This window comes from Pelagibacterium xiamenense, assembly GCF_021166475.1.
Lineage (GTDB): Bacteria > Pseudomonadota > Alphaproteobacteria > Rhizobiales > Devosiaceae > Pelagibacterium > Pelagibacterium xiamenense.
Genome location: NZ_JAJOYS010000002.1, coordinates 191,061 through 212,071, shown reverse-complemented (window position 1 = coordinate 212,071; position 21,011 = coordinate 191,061). Strand labels below are relative to the sequence as shown.

Annotated in this window: 18 protein-coding genes; 6 read left to right on the top strand and 12 right to left on the bottom strand. The window is 62.2% G+C overall.

All coding sequences use genetic code 11. From position 1 onward, the window contains the following. Positions 1-20 precede the first annotated feature (20 nt). The 4 genes from LSG43_RS09010 to LSG43_RS08995 all read right to left on the bottom strand — a co-directional run bounded on the left by LSG43_RS09010 (position 21) and on the right by LSG43_RS08995 (position 4,532). Complete coding sequence (locus LSG43_RS09010) at positions 21-1,049, bottom strand: YcjF family protein (RefSeq protein ID WP_231803294.1); 1,029 nt, start codon at positions 1,047-1,049, stop codon at positions 21-23. Further along, the gene (locus LSG43_RS09005) at positions 1,046-2,506 is read right to left on the bottom strand and encodes a YcjX family GTP-binding protein (protein WP_231803292.1); all 1,461 of its coding nucleotides are present in this window, start codon (positions 2,504-2,506) and stop codon (positions 1,046-1,048) included. Before LSG43_RS09005 ends, LSG43_RS09010 begins: the two co-directional genes overlap by 4 nt. A gap of 206 nt (positions 2,507-2,712) precedes the next feature. Continuing rightward, positions 2,713-3,633, bottom strand: a complete 921-nt coding sequence (locus LSG43_RS09000) for a homoserine O-succinyltransferase (protein WP_231803291.1) — start codon at positions 3,631-3,633, stop codon at positions 2,713-2,715. A gap of 32 nt (positions 3,634-3,665) precedes the next feature. Then, complete coding sequence (locus LSG43_RS08995) at positions 3,666-4,532, bottom strand: ATPase (RefSeq protein WP_231803289.1); 867 nt, start codon at positions 4,530-4,532, stop codon at positions 3,666-3,668. Between the two features lie 252 nt (positions 4,533-4,784). On the opposite strand from LSG43_RS08995, the gene LSG43_RS08990 reads away from it, so the two are divergent. The 3 genes from LSG43_RS08990 to LSG43_RS08980 all read left to right on the top strand — a co-directional run bounded on the left by LSG43_RS08990 (position 4,785) and on the right by LSG43_RS08980 (position 9,829). After that, entirely contained in the window at positions 4,785-6,374 is a 1,590-nt protein-coding gene (locus tag LSG43_RS08990; protein ID WP_231803287.1) for a flagellar hook protein FlgE, read from the top strand. Positions 6,375-6,448: 74 nt separating this feature from the next. Next, positions 6,449-8,293 (top strand): flagellar hook-associated protein FlgK, encoded by a 1,845-nt coding sequence (flgK, locus tag LSG43_RS08985; RefSeq protein ID WP_369412471.1) that lies wholly within the window; start codon positions 6,449-6,451, stop codon positions 8,291-8,293. Positions 8,294-8,302: 9 nt separating this feature from the next. Continuing rightward, on the top strand, positions 8,303-9,829 hold the full coding sequence (locus LSG43_RS08980; protein WP_231803283.1) for a flagellin N-terminal helical domain-containing protein: 1,527 nt from the start codon (positions 8,303-8,305) through the stop codon (positions 9,827-9,829). A 368-nt stretch (positions 9,830-10,197) separates the two neighbouring features. Here the strand turns inward: LSG43_RS08980 and flaF are convergent, their stop codons facing one another. From flaF to LSG43_RS08945, 7 genes are all read right to left on the bottom strand, one after another. After that, on the bottom strand, positions 10,198-10,578 hold the full coding sequence (gene flaF, locus LSG43_RS08975; protein WP_231803281.1) for a flagellar biosynthesis regulator FlaF: 381 nt from the start codon (positions 10,576-10,578) through the stop codon (positions 10,198-10,200). Continuing rightward, positions 10,526-10,954 (bottom strand): flagellar biosynthesis repressor FlbT, encoded by a 429-nt coding sequence (flbT, locus tag LSG43_RS08970; protein ID WP_231803279.1) that lies wholly within the window; start codon positions 10,952-10,954, stop codon positions 10,526-10,528. Before flbT ends, flaF begins: the two co-directional genes overlap by 53 nt. A 109-nt stretch (positions 10,955-11,063) precedes the next feature. Beyond that, positions 11,064-12,614: a flagellin N-terminal helical domain-containing protein gene (locus tag LSG43_RS08965; protein WP_231803265.1), complete on the bottom strand. Its 1,551-nt coding sequence runs from the start codon at positions 12,612-12,614 to the stop codon at positions 11,064-11,066. Between the two features lie 247 nt (positions 12,615-12,861). Next, the gene (locus tag LSG43_RS08960; RefSeq protein ID WP_231803263.1) at positions 12,862-14,421 is read right to left on the bottom strand and encodes a flagellin N-terminal helical domain-containing protein; all 1,560 of its coding nucleotides are present in this window, start codon (positions 14,419-14,421) and stop codon (positions 12,862-12,864) included. Between the two features lie 601 nt (positions 14,422-15,022). Continuing rightward, positions 15,023-15,490, bottom strand: a complete 468-nt coding sequence (locus LSG43_RS08955; protein WP_231803261.1) for a hypothetical protein — start codon at positions 15,488-15,490, stop codon at positions 15,023-15,025. Further along, the gene (locus tag LSG43_RS08950; protein WP_231803259.1) at positions 15,487-15,816 is read right to left on the bottom strand and encodes a rod-binding protein; all 330 of its coding nucleotides are present in this window, start codon (positions 15,814-15,816) and stop codon (positions 15,487-15,489) included. The genes LSG43_RS08955 and LSG43_RS08950 overlap by 4 nt, the downstream gene beginning before the upstream one ends. After that, positions 15,816-16,940 carry a flagellar basal body P-ring protein FlgI gene (locus LSG43_RS08945; RefSeq protein WP_231803257.1) on the bottom strand — a complete coding sequence of 375 codons (1,125 nt, stop codon included), beginning with the start codon at positions 16,938-16,940 and terminating at the stop codon, positions 15,816-15,818. The genes LSG43_RS08950 and LSG43_RS08945 overlap by 1 nt, the downstream gene beginning before the upstream one ends. A gap of 247 nt (positions 16,941-17,187) precedes the next feature. Between LSG43_RS08945 and LSG43_RS08940 the strand changes: the two genes are divergently transcribed. The 3 genes from LSG43_RS08940 to LSG43_RS08930 all read left to right on the top strand — a co-directional run bounded on the left by LSG43_RS08940 (position 17,188) and on the right by LSG43_RS08930 (position 19,342). Further along, a complete protein-coding gene (locus LSG43_RS08940; protein ID WP_231803255.1) occupies positions 17,188-17,610 on the top strand; it encodes a flagellar assembly protein FliX in 423 nt (140 codons plus the stop codon). A gap of 192 nt (positions 17,611-17,802) precedes the next feature. Continuing rightward, the gene (gene dksA / locus LSG43_RS08935; RefSeq protein ID WP_231803253.1) at positions 17,803-18,222 is read left to right on the top strand and encodes an RNA polymerase-binding protein DksA; all 420 of its coding nucleotides are present in this window, start codon (positions 17,803-17,805) and stop codon (positions 18,220-18,222) included. Between the two features lie 148 nt (positions 18,223-18,370). Further along, a complete protein-coding gene (locus tag LSG43_RS08930) occupies positions 18,371-19,342 on the top strand; it encodes an OmpA family protein (protein ID WP_231803251.1) in 972 nt (323 codons plus the stop codon). Between the two features lie 3 nt (positions 19,343-19,345). Here the strand turns inward: LSG43_RS08930 and LSG43_RS08925 are convergent, their stop codons facing one another. Beyond that, on the bottom strand, positions 19,346-20,926 hold the full coding sequence (locus LSG43_RS08925; RefSeq protein WP_231803249.1) for an ABC-F family ATP-binding cassette domain-containing protein: 1,581 nt from the start codon (positions 20,924-20,926) through the stop codon (positions 19,346-19,348). Positions 20,927-21,011: the final 85 nt, after the last annotated feature.

The window sequence follows — 21,011 nt, the reverse complement described above, 5'->3', positions numbered from 1 at the left end:
GATGCCATCTGGCACCGCCCTTATTGCTGTGCGGTTTTCTCCGTCGCGACCCTTGTGAGGTCGCCGATGAAGTCCGTCACGACCGGCGATTTCTGAGTATCGAAGGGAAGCGGGCGGACGACGCGGATGGCGGCAATTCCGACCCGCACCGTCATTAGCCCATTGACCACGCCTTCGCCGAGCCGAGCGGAAAGCTTGGCCGCGAGGCCCTGGCCGACGAGTTGTTCGACGAGGCCGTCAGTCAAAACCAGGCCGCCGGTCACGGCCAGGTGTGCGAGGATGGCGCGGACGAGCCGCAGGAAGCCGAACAGGCCCGGCCTCGCGCCGTAAAGGTCGGCGAGATTGCGCGCGAGGCGGAAACTCTCGAAAACGATAAAGGCGATGTCGATGAGGGCGCGGGGCGCCACTGCGGTGACGAGTGCCACCCGTCTGGCGCTGGCGGCGGTCAGCGCGCGGGCCTTCCTGTCGAGCGGGGCCATGATCGCCCGCTCCGTGATGCGGATCATTTCCGCACCGTCGAGCTGGTGCTTCAGATCGCCATGCAGCGTATCGCGCGCCTTGGCCAGTTCGGCACGGCCGGAATATAGTTCGAGTACATGGCTTGCGACCGCACGGGCGTCCTTGAGGTTATCGCTGACGAGCGTCCGGGCCGCCCGTTCGCGGAGTGCATCGAGCATGCGCAGGCGCATTAACCCGGCGATCTCGCGGACGATGAGGACGATGAGCGCGAGAACGAATATGCCCAGAACGCCCAGACCCACCCAACCGAGCCAGTCGTAACGCGCAAAGAGGTCGCGGATCAGACGCTCGGCGGCAAGGCCGAGGCCCAGCGAAACGAGCGTGCCGCCGGTCCAAAGCGCAAGGCCGCGCCAGAAGCCGCCGCGCCTTCTGGGCTCGGGGGTTACGTCCGATTGCGAAAGGGCTTCGGCGCTGTCTTTGAAAACATCCTCGGCCTCCTCGGCGCGATCGCTCGCGAATGCGCGCGGCGCCCGGGCCGTGTTGCCCGCGTTTTCCGGCGAACGGGTTGGAACGGCGCGAGGTTCTCTCATGCGAGCCGGTCTCCGATCAGAAAGTCGATAGCGCGGTCGAGCCGGATATTGGGCAGAACCGGATCGCCTGCTTCGGTCTGGGTGAGGTTCCGGGGCGGCAGGAAGCGCAGGAAATTGAGTTGAGGCGTTGATTCAGATGTTTTGAACAGTGAATCGGGATTTTCCGGCAAGTCCCCGGGAAACAATGCGATTTCGGTGCCGCCATCGTATGTCGTGTTGCCCAGGGCCTGGCCTTTTTCGGGCGTGCCGATGATTGTGGGAAGCGCTTCGCCGTTGTCCTTGATCGTGCCCTCGCGGGTCGCGCGGACTGCCGCGATGGCGAGCGGTCGTGTCTGGGCGCCTGAGAATTTGGCGCGCCGTGCCGCGCTCGCAACGAGCCGGTTGAGGATGGCTTCGAGGCGAGGGTGTGAGGAGTGGTGGAGATGATCGGCTTTTGTTGCCGCGAACAGAATTCGGTCGATCCTGCGATTGAGAAGCCGGGAAATCGGATTGGAACTGCCCTGCCGGAAACACGCCAGCACGGATGTCAACGCGGCTTCGAGGTCGGCAACGGCTTCGGGGCCGGCGTTAAGTGCGCGCAGCGCATCGACAAGGACGATCTGCCGGTCCAGTCGCGCGAAATGGTCGCGGAAGAACGGGCGTACGATGAGCGATTTATACGCCTCGTATCGCCTCTCGAGCATGGCGTAGAGGCTGTCCGATTTGACCGGGCCCGATGGCGGGGGGAGGGGCGCAAAGGTGAGGGCCGGCGAACCTTCGAGGTCGCCGGGCATGAGAAAGCGTCCGGGCGGCAGCGTTGAGAGCGCCTGACGGTCGGACTTGGATTCGCGAAGGTAGTGCGTGAAGGCTTCGGCAAGCTTCTCGGCCGTTGCTTCGTTTGAAGGGGCCGTGAGGTCCACAGTCTCAAGAATGTCGAGGAAATCTTTGGCGTCATGCCTGCGGGCGGGGCGCCGCGCGAGCGAAAGGGCCTCTTCGCTCCAGGCTGCAAAGCTCTTGGTGAGCAGCGGCAGATCGAGGAGCCATTCGCCGGGATAGTCGACGATATCGAGGTTGAGCGTCGAGACGCCGAACTGGGACTTGAGCCAATTGCGGCTCTGGTAGCGCAGGGTGAGGCGCAATTGCGAAATGCGCCGCGTGCTCTCGGGCCAGAAGGGTGGATCGCCCAGGAGCGCGGCGAGGTGGTTTTCATAGGCAAAGCGCGGGGTCGCATTGTCCGGGTGCTCGGCGAGCCGCGCGCCGATCAGGCGGCCTTCGTTCATTGGGGCGAAGCCCGGCAGGCGCGCACCGGTCACAAGGTTGTGGATGAGCGCGGTAATGAAGATCGTCTTGCCGGCGCGCGAGAGGCCGGTGACCCCAAGACGCAAGGTCGGCGTCACGGCGCCGGTTGCCGCGTCGGCCAGATTGCCCAGCGTGATACCGACCTCGTCTGCGAATGTTGTTGGGAGATTGCTGGGCACGCGGCTTTCTTTCCTGATTGCGGAATGAAGGTAGGCGGTGCGCCGGAATTTGCAAGGCGGGCGAGATGGTTCGGCCCGGTACACCTGCATCGGTCGAGCGCCCTGCGGTGGCCCGAGCGGAGGCCTGGCCGGGAGCACCGTCCGGCCTGGCAGGGGGGCAAGCGCTCTTTCTGCAGTGGCGGACCGCGATACCGGTCGTGAGCCCGTCAGGTGTCGTTCAGTCCGATCCTGTCGATCTCATACGGCGTCGTCTGGTAGATTTCGTTGATCCAGTTCTGGAACAACAGGTGCGCGTGGCTGCGCCAGCGGTTTTCCGGCGTCTTGTCCGGGTCGTCGCCGGGGAAGAGGTTAACCGGCATCGGGGTCGCCAGCCCGGCCTTGATGTCGCGCTCGTATTCATCGACGAGCGAGCGGTTGTCGTATTCGAGATGGTTGAGCATGTAGAGGGCTCGGTATTTCTTGTCGCCGAGCATGCAGATGCCGATCTCGTCGTTGTCGATGAGGATGTCGAGGTCGTTGCCTAGGGTGGTGCGATCGATATCGTTGTAGCGCGAGACGGGAACGGCGAGGTCGTCCGAAAAGCCGCGCAGATAGGGCGAGCGCCAGTCGACAACCTTGTGGCGGTAGACGCCGAACGCCTTTTGCGGCAGGCGGTAGCGCTTGACGCCGTGGAAGTGGTGCAGGGCGGCCTGGGCTCCCCAACAGATGAACATGGTCGAATGGACGTTGGACTGGGTCCAGTCCATGATCTCGAGCATTTCCGGCCAGTAGCGCACGTCTTCGAAAGGGAGGTTGGCGATCGGGGCGCCGGTGACGACGAAGCCGTCGAACTTGCGGGTCCGGACCTCCTCCCAGGTCTGATAGAAGGTCTGGAGGTATTCCTCGGGTGTGTTCTTCGAAGTGTGATCGGTGACGCGCACGAGCGAAAGGTCGATCTGCAAGGGGGTTGCCGCGATCAGGCGCGCGAACTGGGTCTCGGTGCGCTCCTTGTTGGGCATCAGGTTCAAGAGGCCTATCTCGAGCGGGCGGATGTCCTGGCGCGCGGCGCGGGTCGAATCCATGACGACGACGCCCTCGGATTCGAGCGTCTTTTTGGCGGGCAGTTCGTCGGGGATACGGATGGGCATTCAGGTGGTCCTCGATAGAGTTCTCGTGCAGGTCAGGCGTTCTTGGCGTCGATGGCGCTGCACATGAGCTCTATGAATTCGGACTCGTTCTTAACCGCGGCGAGATCGGTCGCCTCGACCTCGTAGCCGAAATTGTCGGCCAGGGCCTGGTAGCGGGGCAGGCGATCCTTGAGCAGGGCTTCGAAGCCCCAGACCGCGAAGGCGTCGGGGTCGACGTCGTTGTCGTTGGCGACGCCGTTGGCGGACTTGAACTCTTCCCATTTGGCGACGAGGAAATCCGGCGGGTAGTACATCGGCTTGGGCTGGGCCTTGAAGCGCGAGACGAGTTTGTGGGCGTCCTGTTCGGAGCCCTTGAGATAGAGCAACACTGTATGCTCGGTCAGCGCCTTGACCACGGGGTCCTCGGGGTTGTGCGGGTCGAGCACCTCGATGAGCGAGCCGCCGGTGTCGCACAGGAAACTGTCGTAGTCATATAGGTCCTTGGCGCGCTCGATGAAATAGGGGACATCGAGCAGCGAATAGACCTCGGCGACCCGATGCTGCTCCTGCCGGCGCTGATATTCAGCGAAGGGCAGGCCACCTTTTTCGGGGTCGCCCGGGGTCCCCAGGTAGGTCGAAAGCGGCTCGAGATTGTCGAAGGTGATGTTGGAGGAGATGTAAATCGAGTCCGACCGCAGGAGCTCGGCCAGAAAGGGGACCTTCATTGCGTGGTGCTTGAAGTTGTCGACGATGTATTCGCCCATATGCCGCGTGCCGATGCGGAAATCGACGGAGAAATGGAACCAGTCCGAACGGCGCAGAAGATTTCCCAGGCGCGTCTTGCCGACGCCGGCCATGCCGAAGACCGTCACCGCCTTGCGGTCGAGGGCTCGGAACTGATCTGCGGACTCAAAGAGCATTTTCGGGCACCGTTCGCGTTCTTGGCTTGCGGCCAAGGGGTTTAGACCATCGTCCATCGCGAAACAAGCAAGCCCCGTGAAGCGCGGCAAGATTTGCCGGTCGTCGGGCGGATTTTTCCCGGCGATCCGGCGGCGGCGATCCGTCAACAGCAGGGATTCCGCATAGATTCAAAGGTTTAGCGGATTGGCACTGTGCTTGCTTATCTTGTTTTGACTACTTGCGGCCGGGCCGCGATCGAAACGGAGAGTTGTATGGGTATCTATGGGGCATTGGCGACTGCCGTTACGGGGCTGCAGGCCCAGTCGTTCGCGCTGGAAAACATCTCGGGCAATATCGCGAACTCGCAGACCACCGGCTACAAGCGGATGGAGACCGGGTTTATCGATCTGATCCCGGATGCGGCAGTCGGCCGGCAGTCGCCGGGGGCGGTGCTTTCCTATTCGCGCTCGACCAATGACGTGCGCGGCGACATCATCACATCCGCGACGAGCACGCATGTGGCGCTCAACGGGTCGGGGTTCTTCGTTGTCGCGGAAAAGACCGGTACGACGGACGGCTCGTCGGTCTTTGGCGACGCAAACTTCTACACGCGGCGTGGGGACTTCTCGCTCGACCGCGAAGGCTATTTGGTCAATGGCGCGGGTTATTATCTCAAGGGCGTGCCGATCGATCCCTCGACGGGCAACGTCTCGGGTTCGGTTCCGCAGATGATCCAGGTCAGCAACGGGCTGATCGCGGCGCAGGCGACGAGCCGGATCAACTATGCGCTGAACCTGCCTGCTGTACCGGCTGTCGGCCTCCTCAATGCCCCGGCGGAGACAAGCACGAATACGGGTACTGTCGCGGGTACCGATGCTCTTTCGGGTTTTGCCGATTTCACGGCTGGCGATACCTTTACGATCGATACGGGCGACGGCGTCGAAACGTTCACCGAGGGTGTGGACGGAACGACCGTTCAGGATCTGATCAACTGGATCAACGGCAATGCCAATATCAACGCAACCGCGTCGATCGTGGGTGGCGATCTTGTCATCGAGGCCGATGACGTCCAGACCGGGATTACGATCGGTGGCACGGGTGAACTGCCGGGCGTTTCGAGTCAGGGCATCCCCGAATTCCTCGAGCAGACGGTAGAAGGCGGGGCGATCACCGTTTATGCGCCGAACGGTGCCTCGGCCAACGTCCAGATGCGTTGGGGCAAGATGAGCGAGGCTCCCGATACCTGGCAGCTCTTTTATATGAGCCAGAGCGATCCTGAGACCTGGACCGAAGTGCCGAACGGCGATTTTGCGTTCAACGACGACGGTACGGTGGCCTCGGTTGGCGGCGCCGCGGTGGCGGCGGGTGACAGTATCTCGCTGACGCTCGATGATCTGACGATCAACGGGACGCTGATCGGAGATGTCGAGCTCGACTTCGGCGAGGATGGCGTTTCGCAGTACGACAATGCCAATGGCCGCGCGTCGGTCTCGGCGCTCGATCAGGATGGTTACCCTGCCGGCTCGTTCATGTCCGTGGCGATCAACGACTCCGGCCGTGTGGTTGCGACCTATTCGAACGGCGAGCAGGTGGAGCTCTTCCAGCTGGTGACGGCGACATTCAATGCCGAGAACATGCTCAAGCGGCTTGATGGGGGTATTTACTCGGCGACCGCGGAGTCCGGCGAAGCGATCATTTCGACCGAGGGCAGTATGACCGGCGGAGCATTGGAGAACTCCAATACGGACATTTCCGAGGAATTTACTAAGCTGATCGTAACGCAGCAAGCCTACGCTGCGGGGACGCGTATCGTGACGACGTCCGACGAAATGCTGCAGGAAGCCCTCAACATGATCCGGTGACGATGTCTGCCGTCCCGGCAAACCGGGACGGCGCTTTTGTCTTAGGGTGGCACGGGCGATATGGGGTTTGAGCCGTGGGTCTGAGTTCGACATTATCGAATGCTCTTGGGGGTATGAATGCGAGCCAGCGCGGCATCGACGTGGTCTCGCGCAATGTCGCCAATGCGGGGACGCCCGGCTACCACAAGCAGTCGCTCGTCATTTCCGAAACCAGCTTCGGCACCAGCGCGCAGGTGCGTACTCTGGCGCTCGAGCGTGCGTTCAACCAGGCGCTGGAAAAGCAGCATCTCGTCGCGGTTTCGAACGCCAGTTTCTACAACATTCAGGCCGAATATCTCGACCGTCTCCAGATGCATCTCGGGATGCCAGGAGACGACAACTCGCTCGACACGCTCTACGCCTCGTTCGAGAACGCGCTGCAGTCGATGGCGACCAATCCGAACGACCTGACGACACGGGCGGACGTGCTCAATACGGCCCAGGCGCTGGTCGAGCAGCTGAACGGGCTGACCGGCGCCGTCCAAGAGATGCGACAGGAAGCCGAGAGCCAGATTTCCAACTCGGTTTCCGAGCTTAACCGGAACCTCAGAGCGCTTGCGGACGTCAACGTTCGCATTCTCGATCTGTCGCAGGACGAAACGTCCCGGCTCGGGCTGATGGATGAACGCGACCGGCTGGTCGCGTCGATCTCGGAACTCATCGACGTCAAGGCCTCCTATCGCGACGACGGCACCGTTGCGCTGATGACCGAATCCGGGGTCGGCATTCTCGATGTCGAGCCTTCGTTCTTCGAGTTCAACTCGGGCGGAACGCTCAACGCCGGCAAGCTCTATGACAGCGATCCGGACGCCAATGGCGTCGGCACATTGGTGATGCGGACGCCGTCAGGGCTCGAAATCGACCTGGTGGCTAAAGACCTTTTGAGTTCAGGGCGGATTGCCGGGCTTATCGAGCTGCGCGACGATACTCTGGTGACGGTGCAGAACCAGCTCGATGAGATCGCGGCCGGGCTGGCGCAAGCGCTCAACACGGTCACGACCGATGGTACGGCGGTGGGCGGCGGCGGCGCGGGGGTTCCGGCGGGGTTCGAAATCGATCTTTCCGACGTGGAGCCCGGCGACTCGGTCCTGGTCAAATATACCGACTCGGCGGGCACGCATACGGTCCGGCTGGTCCACTCGGAAGACGGCACCGCCTTGCCATCGCCCAATGCGGCCGGCGAGGATGTTATCGCGCTTGATCTGTCCGACCAGACGGCGGCAGCAGCGGCGCTCAACGCGGCTCTGGGGCCCGATGTTACCTTCTCGGATCAAGGCGGCGGGGTGCTGCGCGTCATGGACGACGGCGGCGCGACGTCCACGATTACCTCGATGACCGGCTATGCCGCCGCTTCGGGCGATCAGAATGGCGATCTGGCGCTCAACCTGTTCACGGACGCCAATGACGCGGCTTATACCGGAAGCGTCGACGGCACGGACCAGATGGTGGGGTTCGCTGGGCGTATCCAGATCAATTCGGCGATCGTCGCGGACAGCGCGCTGCTGGTGCAATACGACGCTGGTGTTTCGCTGGGGGATTCGGACCGGCCGCAATTCCTGCTCGACGCGCTCAAGTCCATGGAGTTCGTCTCGGAAAAGATGACGGCGCTTTCGGACGGTGGCGTGCGGCTTTCGGGCTCGGTGAGCGACATGATCTCCCAGATGATCAATCATCAGGGCAATGTGGTGTCCAAGGCGCAGAGCCTCGATAGCCAGCACATGTCGACGCTGGAGTCGGTGGTCACGAAGATGAGCTCGGAATACGGCGTGAATGTCGACGAGGAAATGGCACGGCTCATTGAGCTCCAGAACGCGTATTCGGCGAGTGCGCGGGTGGTCTCGACCGTGCAGGAACTCATCGACGCGCTGATGCAAATGTAAGGTCCCGCGATGACTACGATCGTCAACAAGTCATTCTACGCGCAGTCGAGCAACATGACGACGATTGCGAACATGCAAAAGCAGATGGAAAATCTGCAGCAGCAGCTTGCGACCGGGAAGCGTTACAACACGCTCGCTTCGCTCGGGCTCGATCGCGTGCACGATCTCAACATTCGTAGGCGGCTGCAGCGGATCGAGGGGTATCAGGCCAACATCCTCACCACCGAAACGCGGCTGAGCTTTTACAACAATTCGCTCGAGCGGCTCGAGGAAATCGAAGCCGAGGCGCGGGCGCTTGCGGTGCCCAATGCGTATGGCTCGGACGGCACGGTGCTGGTCAATGCCCAGCAGCAGGCGGAAAACCTGTTGCGGGAGGTTGTCGACCTGCTCAATACCGACATCACCGGCCAGTACATTTTCGGCGGCAACGCGTCCGATACCAAGCCGGTCTCCGCCTACGACATGATCATGAACGGCGCAGGCGGCAAGGCCGGGTTTCTCGACGTGATGGCCGAGCGCAATGCCGCCGATACCGCGAACAATGGACGGTTGGACAACACCCTCGCCGGGCAGACGGTATCGCTGACCGAGGACGGGGATCACGTCTTCGGCTTCAAGCTCTCGAGTATAACCGGCGGCGGGGCCTATGCCACGGTGACCGACATCGCGGCAGCGCACGATCCTGACGCGCCAGTCGCCAATACGGTTTCGGTCGAATTCACCGACATCTCCGCGCTCGAGGCCGGCGACGAAATCACGATCGGGTTGAGCTACCCGGACGATCGGGGCCGTGTAGAATACATCACGCTCAAGGCGACCGATGAAAATCCCCCTCCGTCGGGATCGTATCTGATCGGCGCGGACGAAGCGGAAACGGCAGCGAATTTCCAGACGGCGTTGCAGGCCAAGCTCGACGAACTTGTGCCGACCTCGCTTGAATCCGCTTCCACCTACGCGGCAGCGGATAATTTCTTCAATGCCTCGGGCGCGCCGGTGATGCGGTACGACGCGGGGCCGCCCGAGGCGCTTGTCGCGGATACCAATTATGACAATACGGTGCGCTGGTACAACGGCCAGGACAGCACCAATCCGCGCAAGACCGTCACGACGAATGTCGATGAAAGCACCAAGGTCAATTACGGCGTTCAGGCCAACGAATATGGGCTCAATGAGCTCGTCAAAGGCCTTGCGGTCTTTGCGGCGAGTTCGTTTACGCCGGTCGATGAAACCAATGCCGCGCGCTATGAGGGCATGGTGGACATCCAGCGCGGTCGGCTTTCGGAAGACAACAACGCCAATCCCGGCTCGATCGAGGTGATCATGATGGAATTGGGGCTTGCCAATTCCACGATGAACACCGTCAAGGAGCGCCATACGCAATACGACGCACAACTGCAGACGATGCTGGCGGACATCGAGTCGGCGCCTGAAGAAGAGGTTGCGGCAAAAATCCTCACGCTCCAGACCCGCCTCCAGGCGAGCTATCAGGTGACATCGATGGTGAGCCAACTGACGCTGGTGAACTACCTCAGGTAGGCATGCCTATTCGTCCGGCGGCCTTTAAGCCCCGGTGTCAAACAGCGTGGACGGTATGCGGCGAGACGATGCCTCATACTGATAATTTAGATGCGAGGCCCGCCTCGCCGCATACATCCGGGATTTTTGGCTTGGCGTCCGCTCGGGCTGGGGCCAATCCCCGCCAGGTTTCCCCGGTGACCACAGGATCGCTGTGGCTGGCCTCGGTGACGTTCGGACCTCCGCTGGGACGACTCCCATCGGACCCGGACCGGTCCCGCCCAAACGTTCGTTGCGCTCGCGCCCATAAAAGCGGGTCCGTACGCAAAAGAATAGTCGAGGTTTGGGAGGCGGGGATAAGTTTGCGCAGAAAACCTGCAAAGGCGCGCTTAGGCGGCTTGGTTCGGCTTGGAGCGCAGGCCTGCGGCGATCTGGCGATTGATGTTGATCAGGGCATCGAGCTTTTCGGGTGCCGGGGCGCCCATGACTTCCAGCGTCTGACCCATGACGAAAATGCCCAGGTTGGCAATATTTTCGCGGACGGGGGCCGGCAGGGGGCTGCCCTCATCGGTGACGGCAGCGACGAAGATGCTCCAGACCTTGCGGTTGCGCGTCAGGGCTTCTTCGAGTTCAGAAGGAGAAACCGGCCAGTTGTCACGGATCTGCTGGAGGCGGCCGGCGAGCTTGGCGAGAAGATTGGCTTCGAGGTCTCGGGGGTTAGCCGTCTGACGAGCCGTCTGCTGATACGCCAGAGCTCCGTGTTGATGCATTGGTAAGCAACTCCCCTTCGTAATCGATCAACTTGCGCGCGATCCTCAGGGCTTTGTACAAATTGCCAGTTAATATCTCGTTATTGATCTGGTCGACGAACTGCAACGTGGAGGGGGCAGCGGCAACGATATCGTTGACCAGTTCGAAATAGCTCTTCTGCAGATTTCCAACGTTCTGTTCGACATACATGATCTGGATGGCCAGATAGAGGGCCTTTGCGGGCGTATCGGCGGTCGTCGGCGTCAGAATGTCCTTTTCGCGCAGGATCGGTGCCGAGCCTTCGATGAACAGCCGCGTGCGCTGGTCGGAATTGGTGACTACGCAATTGCCGATCAGCATTTTCTCGCCGGGCTTGAGTTCGACTTTCAAGGCCATGATTCGCTCTCCGGAATTCTTGGCGAACTATGCGATTTGACAGGCCAAAAGAAAAGGGCGGGCCTTCTGGCCCGCCCCAATCCATCGATGATGATCTCTCTTCTTATTCTTAGAAGAGACGGAGCACTGCCTGGTCGGCCTGCGAAGCCATCGACAGAGCGGTCGAGGACAGCTGCTGACGGGTCTGCAGGGCGAGAAGGTTGGCGGCTTCCTCGTTGGCATCGGCCAGGGTGAGGTTGGACGCGCCGGTCTCCAGCGTGTTGATCATGTTCTTGGTGAAGTCCTGACGATTCTGCACGATCGAGAGGTTCGAGCCGAAGGTCGAGGACTGCGACCGGACCTCGTTGAGGGCCGACTTCACATCGGAAAGGATCGAGTCGATGTTGGTGTCGCTGTCGAGATCAGCGGCTTCGAGCGTGGTCGGAACGCCCAGATTGCCCGAGTTGATGGTCTCGCCATTCTCGGTCTGGATGTTGATTTCCGACGTGCCAGTCTCGTTGAACGTGATCTGCAGGTTGTCGCCACGCAGCAGATTGATACCGTTGAACGAGGCGTCGTCAGCGATCTTGTCGAGCTGGTCGCGCAGTTCGTTGAACTGATCGGCCAGGCCGGCGCGGACAGAGTTGCCTTCGATCGTGCTCGTGCCCGCTTCACCGTCGATTTCGCCGTCGCCGTCAACACCGGTCACGGTCAGGTCCTGCGTCGACTGGTTTTCGATGCGGAGCTTGCCGTTGTCGTTCGAGGCACGGATAGCACCATCGAGCGAGGCGTTGTTGTTGATCGCGGTCACAAGAGCGTCGACCGACTTGGCTTCGGTGTTCGAGAGGCTTTCGGCACCGCCGGCAAGGCCGGAGTCCGAAGCGCCGGCCAGCGTTTCAGCGACGTTCGAGACGGCAACCGACGCGGTCGACGAATCTGCGGCGTTGTCCGCCGTCAGAACGAGCTCGCCACCATCAACCGAAGCGGTGATGTCGACGTCGTTGGCATCGAATGCGGCGTTGACGAGATCAGCGAGTTCATCAACGGTCACAGCTTCCACGTCGGCGACATCGAGTGTCGTCGCGGATCCGCCGTCAACGGTGATGCTGAGCGTGTCGGCATCGACCGCGCTGATGGCAACCGACTGAGCCGTGCCGCCGTCGACTGCAACGTCGAAATCGAGCGTGCCGGCGTAGGAATTATCCGCGGCGCTGTCGAAGTCGAGCGCGGAGAAGCCGGTGCCGGTGAACGTGCCCTGAGATTGGGTCAGGTCAACTTCAACAGCCGTATCGCCAACGGCACCGCCGCTGAACGAGATGGTTTCCGTGCCGTCAAGGTCGGCGCCGTCGATTGCGTAGGACGTGGTCTCGAAGGACTTGTCCTGACGGGCCTGACGCAGGGTCGACTGCATCGATTCGAGCGTCTTGGTGATGGCGGAAAGACCGTTGTCAGCGGCTTCGAGCGTCTGGATACCATTGGCCATGGAGTCCAGAAGCGCGTTCATGTCGCTGGCGCGGGCGTTAAGCCCCGAGGAGGTGAAGAAGTTCGTGGGGTTGTCGAGAGCCGAATTGACTTTCTTACCGGTCGCCAGCTTGGTCTGGGTCGCGGACATCATGTCGGCAGTGTTCTGGAGGGAGAGCAGGTTCGAGCGAACCGCTTTCGAAAGCGTGATATCAGACATCAGTATCCCCTTCTAGGATCGTATGCGAAGCGCCTCATCCTGAGACGACTGCGCCGACACTGCGGCGGGAGGCTCTAAAGAAAAGTTAAAGCCGTTCTTTGAATTGACGAATTGCGCCCGCACCTGCTGGTGCCGCAAGCGGAAGGTTAACGGGGCCTGAAGCGCTTTGCTGCAGTACAATCGAGCCTGCCGGCAAAGAGAAAGGCGGGCCTGTAGCCCGCCTTGCCGATCGGAGATGTGGCCTGGGTTAGCCGAAGAGCCGCAGGACCGCCTGATCGGCCTGGCTGGCGAGCGAAAGAGCGGTCTGGGAGAGCTGCTGGCGGGTCTGGAGCGCGAGCATGTTGGCGGCCTCCTCGTTGGAGTCGGCGAGGGTGAGGTTCGACGCGCCTGTTTCGAGCGTGTTGATCATCTCCTTGGTGAAATCCTCGCGGTTCTGAACGACCGAGAGCGTTGAACCCAAATCGGACGCCTGAGCGCGGACTTCGTTGAGCGAAACCTGGAGATTGGCAAGCAGAGTGTCGATGTCTTCATCGGCGTCGAGATCCTCAGGGTCGACCTCGAGGATGCCCAGATTGGAGACGTTGATCGCGCGGGCCTCGCCTTTGGCGTTCTTGGCCTCGATCTCGATGGTGGAGGTTCCGGACTCGTTGAAGACGATCTTGAGCTGGTCGCCGCGCAGGAGGTTTACCCCGTTATAGGAGGCATCGTCGGCGACGCGGTCGAGCTCGGTGCGCAACTCGTTGAACTGGCGGGCGAGGCTGGCGCGAATGTCGTTGCCGTCGATTTCGCTTACCGAAGCGCTGGCATCGATCGTGCCGTCGTTGGCGCCGGTAACGGAGAGGGCACTCGTCGACTGGTTCTCGATGCGGAGCTTGCCGTTGTCGTTGGACGCGCGGACCTTGTCGTCGAGGTCGGCATTGGCGTTGATCGCGGTAACCAGCTGGTCGACGGTCCGGTCGGTCGTGTTGGCGGTCGAGGCGGTGCCACCAGCGTTGAAGCCGAAGCTCGCCGTCAGAACAGGCGCGCCGGATGCGGCAACGTTGGACACGGTAACCGCTGCGTCGCTGCTGCCGGTGGCGTCATCGGCCGTGAATTCCATGGCACCGCCAGCGAAATCGGTCGTGACACCGACGTCTTCACCTGCAAACGCCGTGTTGAGCGCAGTGGCGAGCTCGTCTCCGGTCACGGCATTGGTGTCAGCGACGTCGGTATCGTAGGTGTTGCCGTTGATCGATACCCGCAGAGTATCTGCGTCGACGGCCTCGACGGTGACGCTGGATGCCGTGCCGCCATTTGTGGCGATATCGAAGGTGAGCGTTTCGCCAAAGACGCCGCCATTGTCGAAATCAAGATCGGTATAAGCTGCACCCGTCAATACGCCCTGGGACGTCGTCAGATCCACGCCGACCGGTGTCGCGCCCACCGCGCCATCCGAGAAGGATATCTGGTCGGCGGCGGCAAAGCCGGCACCCAGAGTGTAGGATTGGGTCTGGAACGACTTGTCCTGCCGCGCCTGGCGCAGCGTAGACTGCATGGACTCAATCGTCTTGGTGATCGCCGACAGGCCATTGTCCGCCGCTTCAATGGTGCGGATGCCGTTGCTCATGGCGTCGAGCAGGGTGCCGATATCGGCGGCACGGCCCTTGAGCGAGGCCGCGGTGAAGAAGTTGGTGGGGTTGTCCAGCGCCGAATTCACCTTGAGGCCGGTGGCAAGACGCTCCTGGGTGCGGTCCATCATTTTTGCCGTGTTCTGCAGGTGCAGCAGATTGGAGCGGACGGCTTTCGACAGGGAAACGTCGGAGGACATGGCGGTTCTCTTCTTGGTTCGGCGTGAACAGAATCAGCCCGGTTAGCGAGCTGTTAACCATAGTGTGCCGCGCCAGTTGCTACCGAAAGGTTAACAAACGGTGACCGGGAGGGGGCGGATTAACGAATTGCGGTTATACGCGGCGGTCGCGAAGGGCAAGGCTGGACTGGGGTGGTGTCCAGGGTTCGCTCCGGGGATTTGGAGCGGTGTGCGCCTGTGGATCCGCAGGGAGCAGGGCGGCTGCCAGGCGGCTAACTTCGAACAGCGTCGCGGGTTCGACCGTGCCTATAGGTTCTTGATTTTGCTCAAGATCGGGTGGCAGGGGCGAAGGTGCGCCCGCCATGCGCCGGGTCGCCGGATCGAGGCTGGCGCCAACGCCTGCGGCTACCGGGGCGATGCCTTGTGTGCCGGGTTTGGGGTTGGGTCGCCGCGTCGATGCGGCGACACCGAAAGGGCCCTGCAGCAGTGAAATCGAACCAACCATTTATTAACCACTTTGCGCCGCATGCGGCAAAATTTGCCGGGCAGTATCTGCTTATGGCAATGAGTGGCCGGTTACGAATTTCGCTCCATTTGTCTTAAAATGAGACGGGAATGCGCGTCACAGCGCCTTATTGATCGACAGGCCGCTGGCCGAGGTCGGCGTCTTTTTGGTGGCAGGGCCAGGGGCGCCGTAGGTCCTGGGCGTATCGTATTGCTGCATTTTTTGCGCGACTTCGCCGAGCAGGCTTTCGGTGACCGATTTGGCGGTGGCCAGGACGCGCAGGTTTTCGGCCATCTGGGTGGCGAGCGCCTCGTGACCCCGGCGGAGCGCCTCGACGCGCGCGGGCGCTTCAGCCTTGAGGCGGTCCGACGCGCGCTGAACGGCACGGGCGATGGTGACATAGTCCTGTGCAAGCTGGGTCTTTTCCGCCGTCAGCGCGGAGGCCTCCCTCATATGGCCGGCGCGCAGGTATGTGGTTTCGCGGTTCATCACCTCGACGAGCGCCGAAAGCGCGGTCTCGGCCCTATCGCACAGAGTTGCCGCATCGAGATTTTCCAGGGCGGCAAGTCGTTCGGCTGCGGTCATCGTTGATAGGCTCCGATTGCGTGATTGATCGGCACATTGAGTGCCTGTTGGTCTTGCGCCAGAGAGGCGAGGATCTGATCGGCGACGCCGATACCACCGGCCTTGGCCATTTCGGCGGCGTATTGCTCGGAGAGCATGCCGCGCCAGGTTTCCTCGGCGTGGCCGCCGCCAAAGCCGCTCTCGTCGGTCGAGAGGCCCTTGAACATTTCAGAGACGAGGGTGTTAAGAAACACGCCCTCAAGTTCTTCGGCTTTTTCGCGAAGGCGGTCGATCCGGGGCTGGTCGGTGGCGTCGAGGGCGAGGGGGCGGGAGGCGATTGCGTCCATCAGATCACCTCGATCTCGGCCTGGAGGGCGCCCGAGGCCTTGATGGCCTGAAGGATCGCGATCAGGTCGCGCGGACTGATGCCCAGGGCGTTGAGGCCGTCGACGAGTTCCTGCAGGGAAATCGATTCCGGGACAACGGCGAGCTGGCGCTCGTCGGAGAGGACGTCGATCTGGGTGTTGGGCTCCACCGCCGTTTCGCCCAAGCTGAAGGGTTCGGGCTGCACCACCTGCGGGTTCTCCGCAATGGTGATGGTGAGATTGGCATGGGCGATGGCAACGGCGGAGACGCGAACGTCGCGGCCAATGACGATGATGCCGGAATTCTCGTTGATGACGATGCGCGCAGCCTGGTCTGTCTGGACGACGAGTTGCTCGACGTCGGTCAGCAGGTCGACGATGTTGCCGTTGAAGTTGTGCGGCAGGGTGAGCCGGACAGTCGCCGGGTCGGCGGGGATCGCGGCGGGCATGCCGATGAGGTCGTTGATGGCCAGGGCGATGCGGCGGGCGGTGGTCAGGTCCGGGTTCTTGAGCGCGAGCCGCAAGGAATTCTGGGCGGCGAGGGAGAAATTGATTTCGCGCTCGACCAGTCCCCCAGAGGAGACAGTGCCGGTGGTGGGGACGCCGGAAATGACGGTGGCGGCGTCGCCTTCTGCGGAAAAGCCATTGGCGATCACCTGGCCCTGCGCGATGGCGTAGACCTCGCCGTCGGCGCCGAGCAGGGGCGTGACGAGCAGTGTGCCGCCCTGCAGGCTCGAAGCGTCGCCCAGCGCCGAGACGTTGACGTCGACGCGGGTGCCCTGGGTCGCGAAGGGGGGCAGGTTGGTTGTGACCATGACGGCAGCGACGTTGGCAGTACGCATACTTTCGCCGCGGGTGTTGACGCCCATGCGCTCAAGCATGGCAACGAGGCTCTGGCGGGTGAAGGGCGAATTGTTCAACCCATCGCCCGTACCGTTAAGGCCGACCACGAGGCCATAGCCGACAAGCTGATTGTCGCGGATGCCCTCGATGTCGACGATATCCTTGATGCGTGCGGGCGCGGCCTGCGCCGATGCCAGCGGCGCCAGCACGGCGGATAAGGCCAGGAGGCCTGTCAGCGCGATGCGAACGAGCGGTTGCGACATGTTCTTTCCCCGATTCCCTATGCGGTGCGAACGCCTTCCCCAAGGGTTCGCGTGGTCTCGGCGCTTAGGTAGCGAAAAGCGTGCCAGTTTTGACCGGTTGCGTTAATACATTGAAATTGCGCACCTTTTTCCAACACTGCGATTGTTCGCGGCGCGGGGTCGGGCAGGAGTTGCCGGGTGGTTAAGGCAATATTAACGTTCATGGGCAAAATCTGCCGGTCAGAGTTTGTTAACCGATGGGCATGGGATGCGGATCGACGGGACAGGACGGATTGTTTCGAGCCCCGGCAAGCCTGGTACGAACCGGGGGCAGGATACCGGTGCACGGTTTACGATCGACGAGAACCAGCCAGGCCAGCGTGCGGCGCCGACCTCGGCCCCGCATTCGGCGGGCGGTATCGATGCCCTTCTGGCGTTGCAGGCGGTTGACGATGCGACGACGGGGCGGCGCAAGGCGATCAAGCGCGCCAACAGCCTGCTCGACGCACTCGAGGACATTCGCGCCGACCTTCTGGCCGGGCGCGTGAGCGAGGGCAAGCTCAACCGGGCCATGGCGCTATTGGGACAGGCCAAGAGGCATTCCGAGCCCGGGCTCGACGAACTGGTGGCCGATATCGAGCTGAGGGTACGCGTGGAATTGGCGAAGCTGGGGAAGTATCCGTCTTTTTAGGTGTGTGGGTGTCGGCTCATGGAAAAGTCGGCGGGCGCATTACAATCCGGCGCGACCTGGCTCAAGTCCGAGTGTAACAGTTCCGTGACTTTCACCAGTAAATTAAGCTCATCCGGAAAAGCCGGTTGCCCTGGATTGCGCATAAATTTATATAGGCGCCGACCTATGGTCTTACCGGGAGTGAGTCTATCGATGTCGGTTGATGCCCTAGCTGACGATTATCGTCCTTCCGAGGACGAGGAGTTCATGAACCCCCGCCAGCGCGAATATTTCCGCAACAAGCTCGAGGCCTGGAAGGACGAAATCCTTCGCGAAAGCCGCGAGACCCTCGAAAATCTCCAGGAAGAGAGCACGAACCATCCGGATATGGCCGACAGGGCCTCCTCGGAAAGCGACCGGGCCTTGGAACTGCGTACCCGCGACCGCCAGCGCAAACTGATCGCCAAGATCGATGCCGCGATCAAGCGGATCGACGACGGCAGCTACGGCTATTGCGAAGAGACCGGCGAGCCTATCGGGTTGGCACGGCTCGATGCCCGGCCGATCGCGACGCTGAGCCTCGAAGCGCAGGAAATGCACGAGAGGCGTGAGAAGGTTTATCGGGACGACTGATCCCTGCTCTCGAGCCAAAATAGTTGCGCGCCCTGTCGGTTTGTTCCGGCGGGGCGTTTTTTGTTTCGGTGCATCGCAGGGTTGCCGAAAATTGCCGTGGAGTTATAGGATCGCGCTGCGCCGGGGAGCGGCGTGAGGGCGAGGGGAGATGACGATGATTCCGTACATCCAGGCGGTCGTTCTTTCGGGTCTGGTTTCGCTTTTGGCGGCAGGTGCATTGGCGCAGGATATTGCGGGTAGCGGTGACCATCCGCTCGTTGGGCGCTATCAGGGTTCGCAGATCGTCGCTTTCGAACAGCGCGCTTACGACGAGATTGCGCTGCCGGACCGGATTGTGCCGGCTGGCCAAGAGCGTGAGCCCGAGGGCTGGACCGTGGATCTTGCTGGGGAAGTCACCTCAATCCGGTATGAAGGTCCCGAGGGGCGGTCGGCCCTTGAAGTGATGCGCAACTATCAGCAGGCGCTCGAAGGGAACGGGTTCGAAACGGTAGTGTTCTGCGTGCGGGAGGACTGTCTCGAACGCGGCGGTATGTCCGCGCTCTGGGATGCGGCGCGCGGCGGGATCGGGATGCCGACGACGTGGGACAAGTCGATCTACCTTTTTGCGCGAACCAAGGGCGCTCACGTGGGGATGCTTGCGGTCGAGACCGGTTCGGGTACGGCAGTTGTGCCGCATGTGGCGGTCACGGTCGTCGAAAGCGACGCAATGGATACCGATCAGATCGGGTTTGTTGAAGCCTCAGCGATGGAGGAAGCGTTTGCGCAGGACGGACGTATCGCGATCTACGGGATTTATTTCGACTTCGATTCCGCCGATCTCCTGCCGGAGTCCGATGCGCAGATTGCCGAACTGGCACGGCTTCTGTCTGAGAACGAGAGCCTGAACGTGGTGATCGTGGGGCATACCGATTCCATCGGGGCGTTCGACTATAATCTGGGGCTTTCGCAGCGGCGGGCTCAGGCAGTGGTTGACGCGGTGGTGTCGGGATACGGGGTTGCGGCGGGGCGGCTGACGCCCGCAGGCGCCGGCATGGTGGCGCCGGTCGCGACCAATCGCACCGAAGAGGGGCGGGCGCAGAACCGGCGGGTGGAGATCGTGGAGCTTTATTCGGAGGGGTAGGCATCATCCGCCGAGCGTGATTTCCCGTTCTATGCCGATGGCCTTAAGGAAGGGGCGATCGTGGCTGACGACGAGGAGGGCGCCGTCGTAGGCCTTCAACCCCGCTTCGATAGCCTCGATGGCGTCGAGGTCGAGGTGGTTGGTTGGCTCATCCAGGATGAGGAGCTGTGGCGGGGTTGGGCCGCCAAGTGTGCAGGCGAGGCCGGCGCGGAGCATCTGGCCGCCCGAAAGGCTGTCGACGGTCCGGAGTGCTGCGTCGGCACGGAAACGGAAGCGGGCGAGGGCTGCGCGGCAGGCGTTTTCGGTGCTTTGCGGGTTGAGGCGGCGAAAGTTGTCGCGGATGGTTTGGGTCCGCTCGAGAAGAGCGACCTGCTGGTCGAGGAGGGCGAGCCTTGCCGGAACGCGGATGGTGCCGGAGAACGGCGCGAGGTCGCCGGTGATCAGCTTGAGGAGTGTCGTCTTGCCCGAGCCGTTGGGGCCAGTGACGGCGATGCGCTCGGGGCCGGTGACTTCGAGGGAGAAATCGCGGATGACCGGCGTGTCCGGGTCGTAACCCGCGGAGACGGCGGCGAGCTGGAGAACGGTCTTGCCTCGGGGGAGGTCGGCCGGGGGCAGCGCGACGGCCAGAGGGTCCAGGACTTCGATCTTTTCGCGGGCCTCGGCGGCCTGTTTGGCGGCGTCTTCGCGCTGACGGGTGGCGAGGCGGGCATTTTCGCCACTGGTGTTTTCGGCCTTGTTGCGCATGGCGTTGAGCAGGATTTTCGGCGTATCGCCCTTGGCGCGCCTGCGTCTTCCGGTGCTGTCCTTGTGGGCTTTGCGTTCGCGCGTTTCCTGAACCTTGCGGTCCACCTCGGCGATGCGGCGTTCGGCGGTGGCGAGGTCGTGCCGGGCTGACGCCAACTCGATCGCCTTGCGTTCGTGGTAGTGGGTCCAGTTGCCGCCGTAGACGGTGACGCCGAGGGTCGTCATTTCGACGATCTGGTCCATCGTTTCGAGCAGTTCACGGTCGTGGCTTATGACGACGGCGCCGCCGCGCCAGGCGGCGAGCAGGGCGATGACGGCGTCGCGACCATCCCGGTCGAGATTGTTGGTGGGTTCGTCGAGGAGAATGAAATCGGGCTCAGCGAAAATGAGCGCGGCGAGCATGGCGCGGGTGCGTTGGCCGCCCGAGAGTGTCGAAAGCGGGGTTTGCGGTGTGGCTGAAAGGCCGAGCTTATCGAGGGCGACGGCCATGCGTGCCTCGAGGGTCCAGTCGGCGGTGGCGAGTTCATCGGTGTTCGCTGTGCCGGCTTCGGCGCGTTCGAGGAGCGCAAGGGCCTCGGTGGTGCCGAAGAGCGAGGCGATGGTTTCGCCCGCTTCGGGGCGAACGCTCTGGCGCAGTATACCCAGCGTGCCGTCGCGGGCGATTGCGCCCGATTGAGGCGCGAGGGTCCCGGCGATCAGGCTCAGAAGCGTCGATTTGCCAACGCCGTTGCGGCCGATGAGGCCGGTGCGCTGGGGGGCGAAGGCGAGATCGAGATTTTCGAAAAGCGTGTGGCCGTCAGGCGTGGACCAGGAGAGGTTCGAAACGGTGATGGAAGGCATGGGTGCGGATTTCCCGGATGACAGGGCGGAAGAGGCTTGCTGTCGGGTGGAAATCCATTGCGTGCGGCACACATCCTGTTTGCGT

What these genes read in the sequence shown, in the direction of transcription:
- LSG43_RS08965 (WP_231803265.1), bottom strand. Translation starts at nt 12,614, where the DNA reads ATGTCTGATATCACGCTTTCGAAAGCGGTTCGCTCGAACCTGCTCTCC.
- flaF (WP_231803281.1), bottom strand. Translation starts at nt 10,578, where the DNA reads ATGCATCAACACGGAGCTCTGGCGTATCAGCAGACGGCTCGTCAGACG.
- LSG43_RS09010 (WP_231803294.1), bottom strand. Translation starts at nt 1,049, where the DNA reads ATGAGAGAACCTCGCGCCGTTCCAACCCGTTCGCCGGAAAACGCGGGC.
- LSG43_RS08980 (WP_231803283.1), top strand. Translation starts at nt 8,303, where the DNA reads ATGACTACGATCGTCAACAAGTCATTCTACGCGCAGTCGAGCAACATG.
- LSG43_RS08960 (WP_231803263.1), bottom strand. Translation starts at nt 14,421, where the DNA reads ATGTCCTCCGACGTTTCCCTGTCGAAAGCCGTCCGCTCCAATCTGCTG.
- LSG43_RS08930 (WP_231803251.1), top strand. Translation starts at nt 18,371, where the DNA reads ATGACGATGATTCCGTACATCCAGGCGGTCGTTCTTTCGGGTCTGGTT.
- LSG43_RS08990 (WP_231803287.1), top strand. Translation starts at nt 4,785, where the DNA reads ATGGGTATCTATGGGGCATTGGCGACTGCCGTTACGGGGCTGCAGGCC.
- LSG43_RS09000 (WP_231803291.1), bottom strand. Translation starts at nt 3,633, where the DNA reads ATGCCCATCCGTATCCCCGACGAACTGCCCGCCAAAAAGACGCTCGAA.
- LSG43_RS08945 (WP_231803257.1), bottom strand. Translation starts at nt 16,940, where the DNA reads ATGTCGCAACCGCTCGTTCGCATCGCGCTGACAGGCCTCCTGGCCTTA.
- dksA (WP_231803253.1), top strand. Translation starts at nt 17,803, where the DNA reads ATGTCGGTTGATGCCCTAGCTGACGATTATCGTCCTTCCGAGGACGAG.
- LSG43_RS08955 (WP_231803261.1), bottom strand. Translation starts at nt 15,490, where the DNA reads ATGACCGCAGCCGAACGACTTGCCGCCCTGGAAAATCTCGATGCGGCA.
- LSG43_RS08995 (WP_231803289.1), bottom strand. Translation starts at nt 4,532, where the DNA reads ATGCTCTTTGAGTCCGCAGATCAGTTCCGAGCCCTCGACCGCAAGGCG.
- flbT (WP_231803279.1), bottom strand. Translation starts at nt 10,954, where the DNA reads ATGGCCTTGAAAGTCGAACTCAAGCCCGGCGAGAAAATGCTGATCGGC.
- LSG43_RS08925 (WP_231803249.1), bottom strand. Translation starts at nt 20,926, where the DNA reads ATGCCTTCCATCACCGTTTCGAACCTCTCCTGGTCCACGCCTGACGGC.
- LSG43_RS08940 (WP_231803255.1), top strand. Translation starts at nt 17,188, where the DNA reads ATGCGGATCGACGGGACAGGACGGATTGTTTCGAGCCCCGGCAAGCCT.
- LSG43_RS08950 (WP_231803259.1), bottom strand. Translation starts at nt 15,816, where the DNA reads ATGGACGCAATCGCCTCCCGCCCCCTCGCCCTCGACGCCACCGACCAG.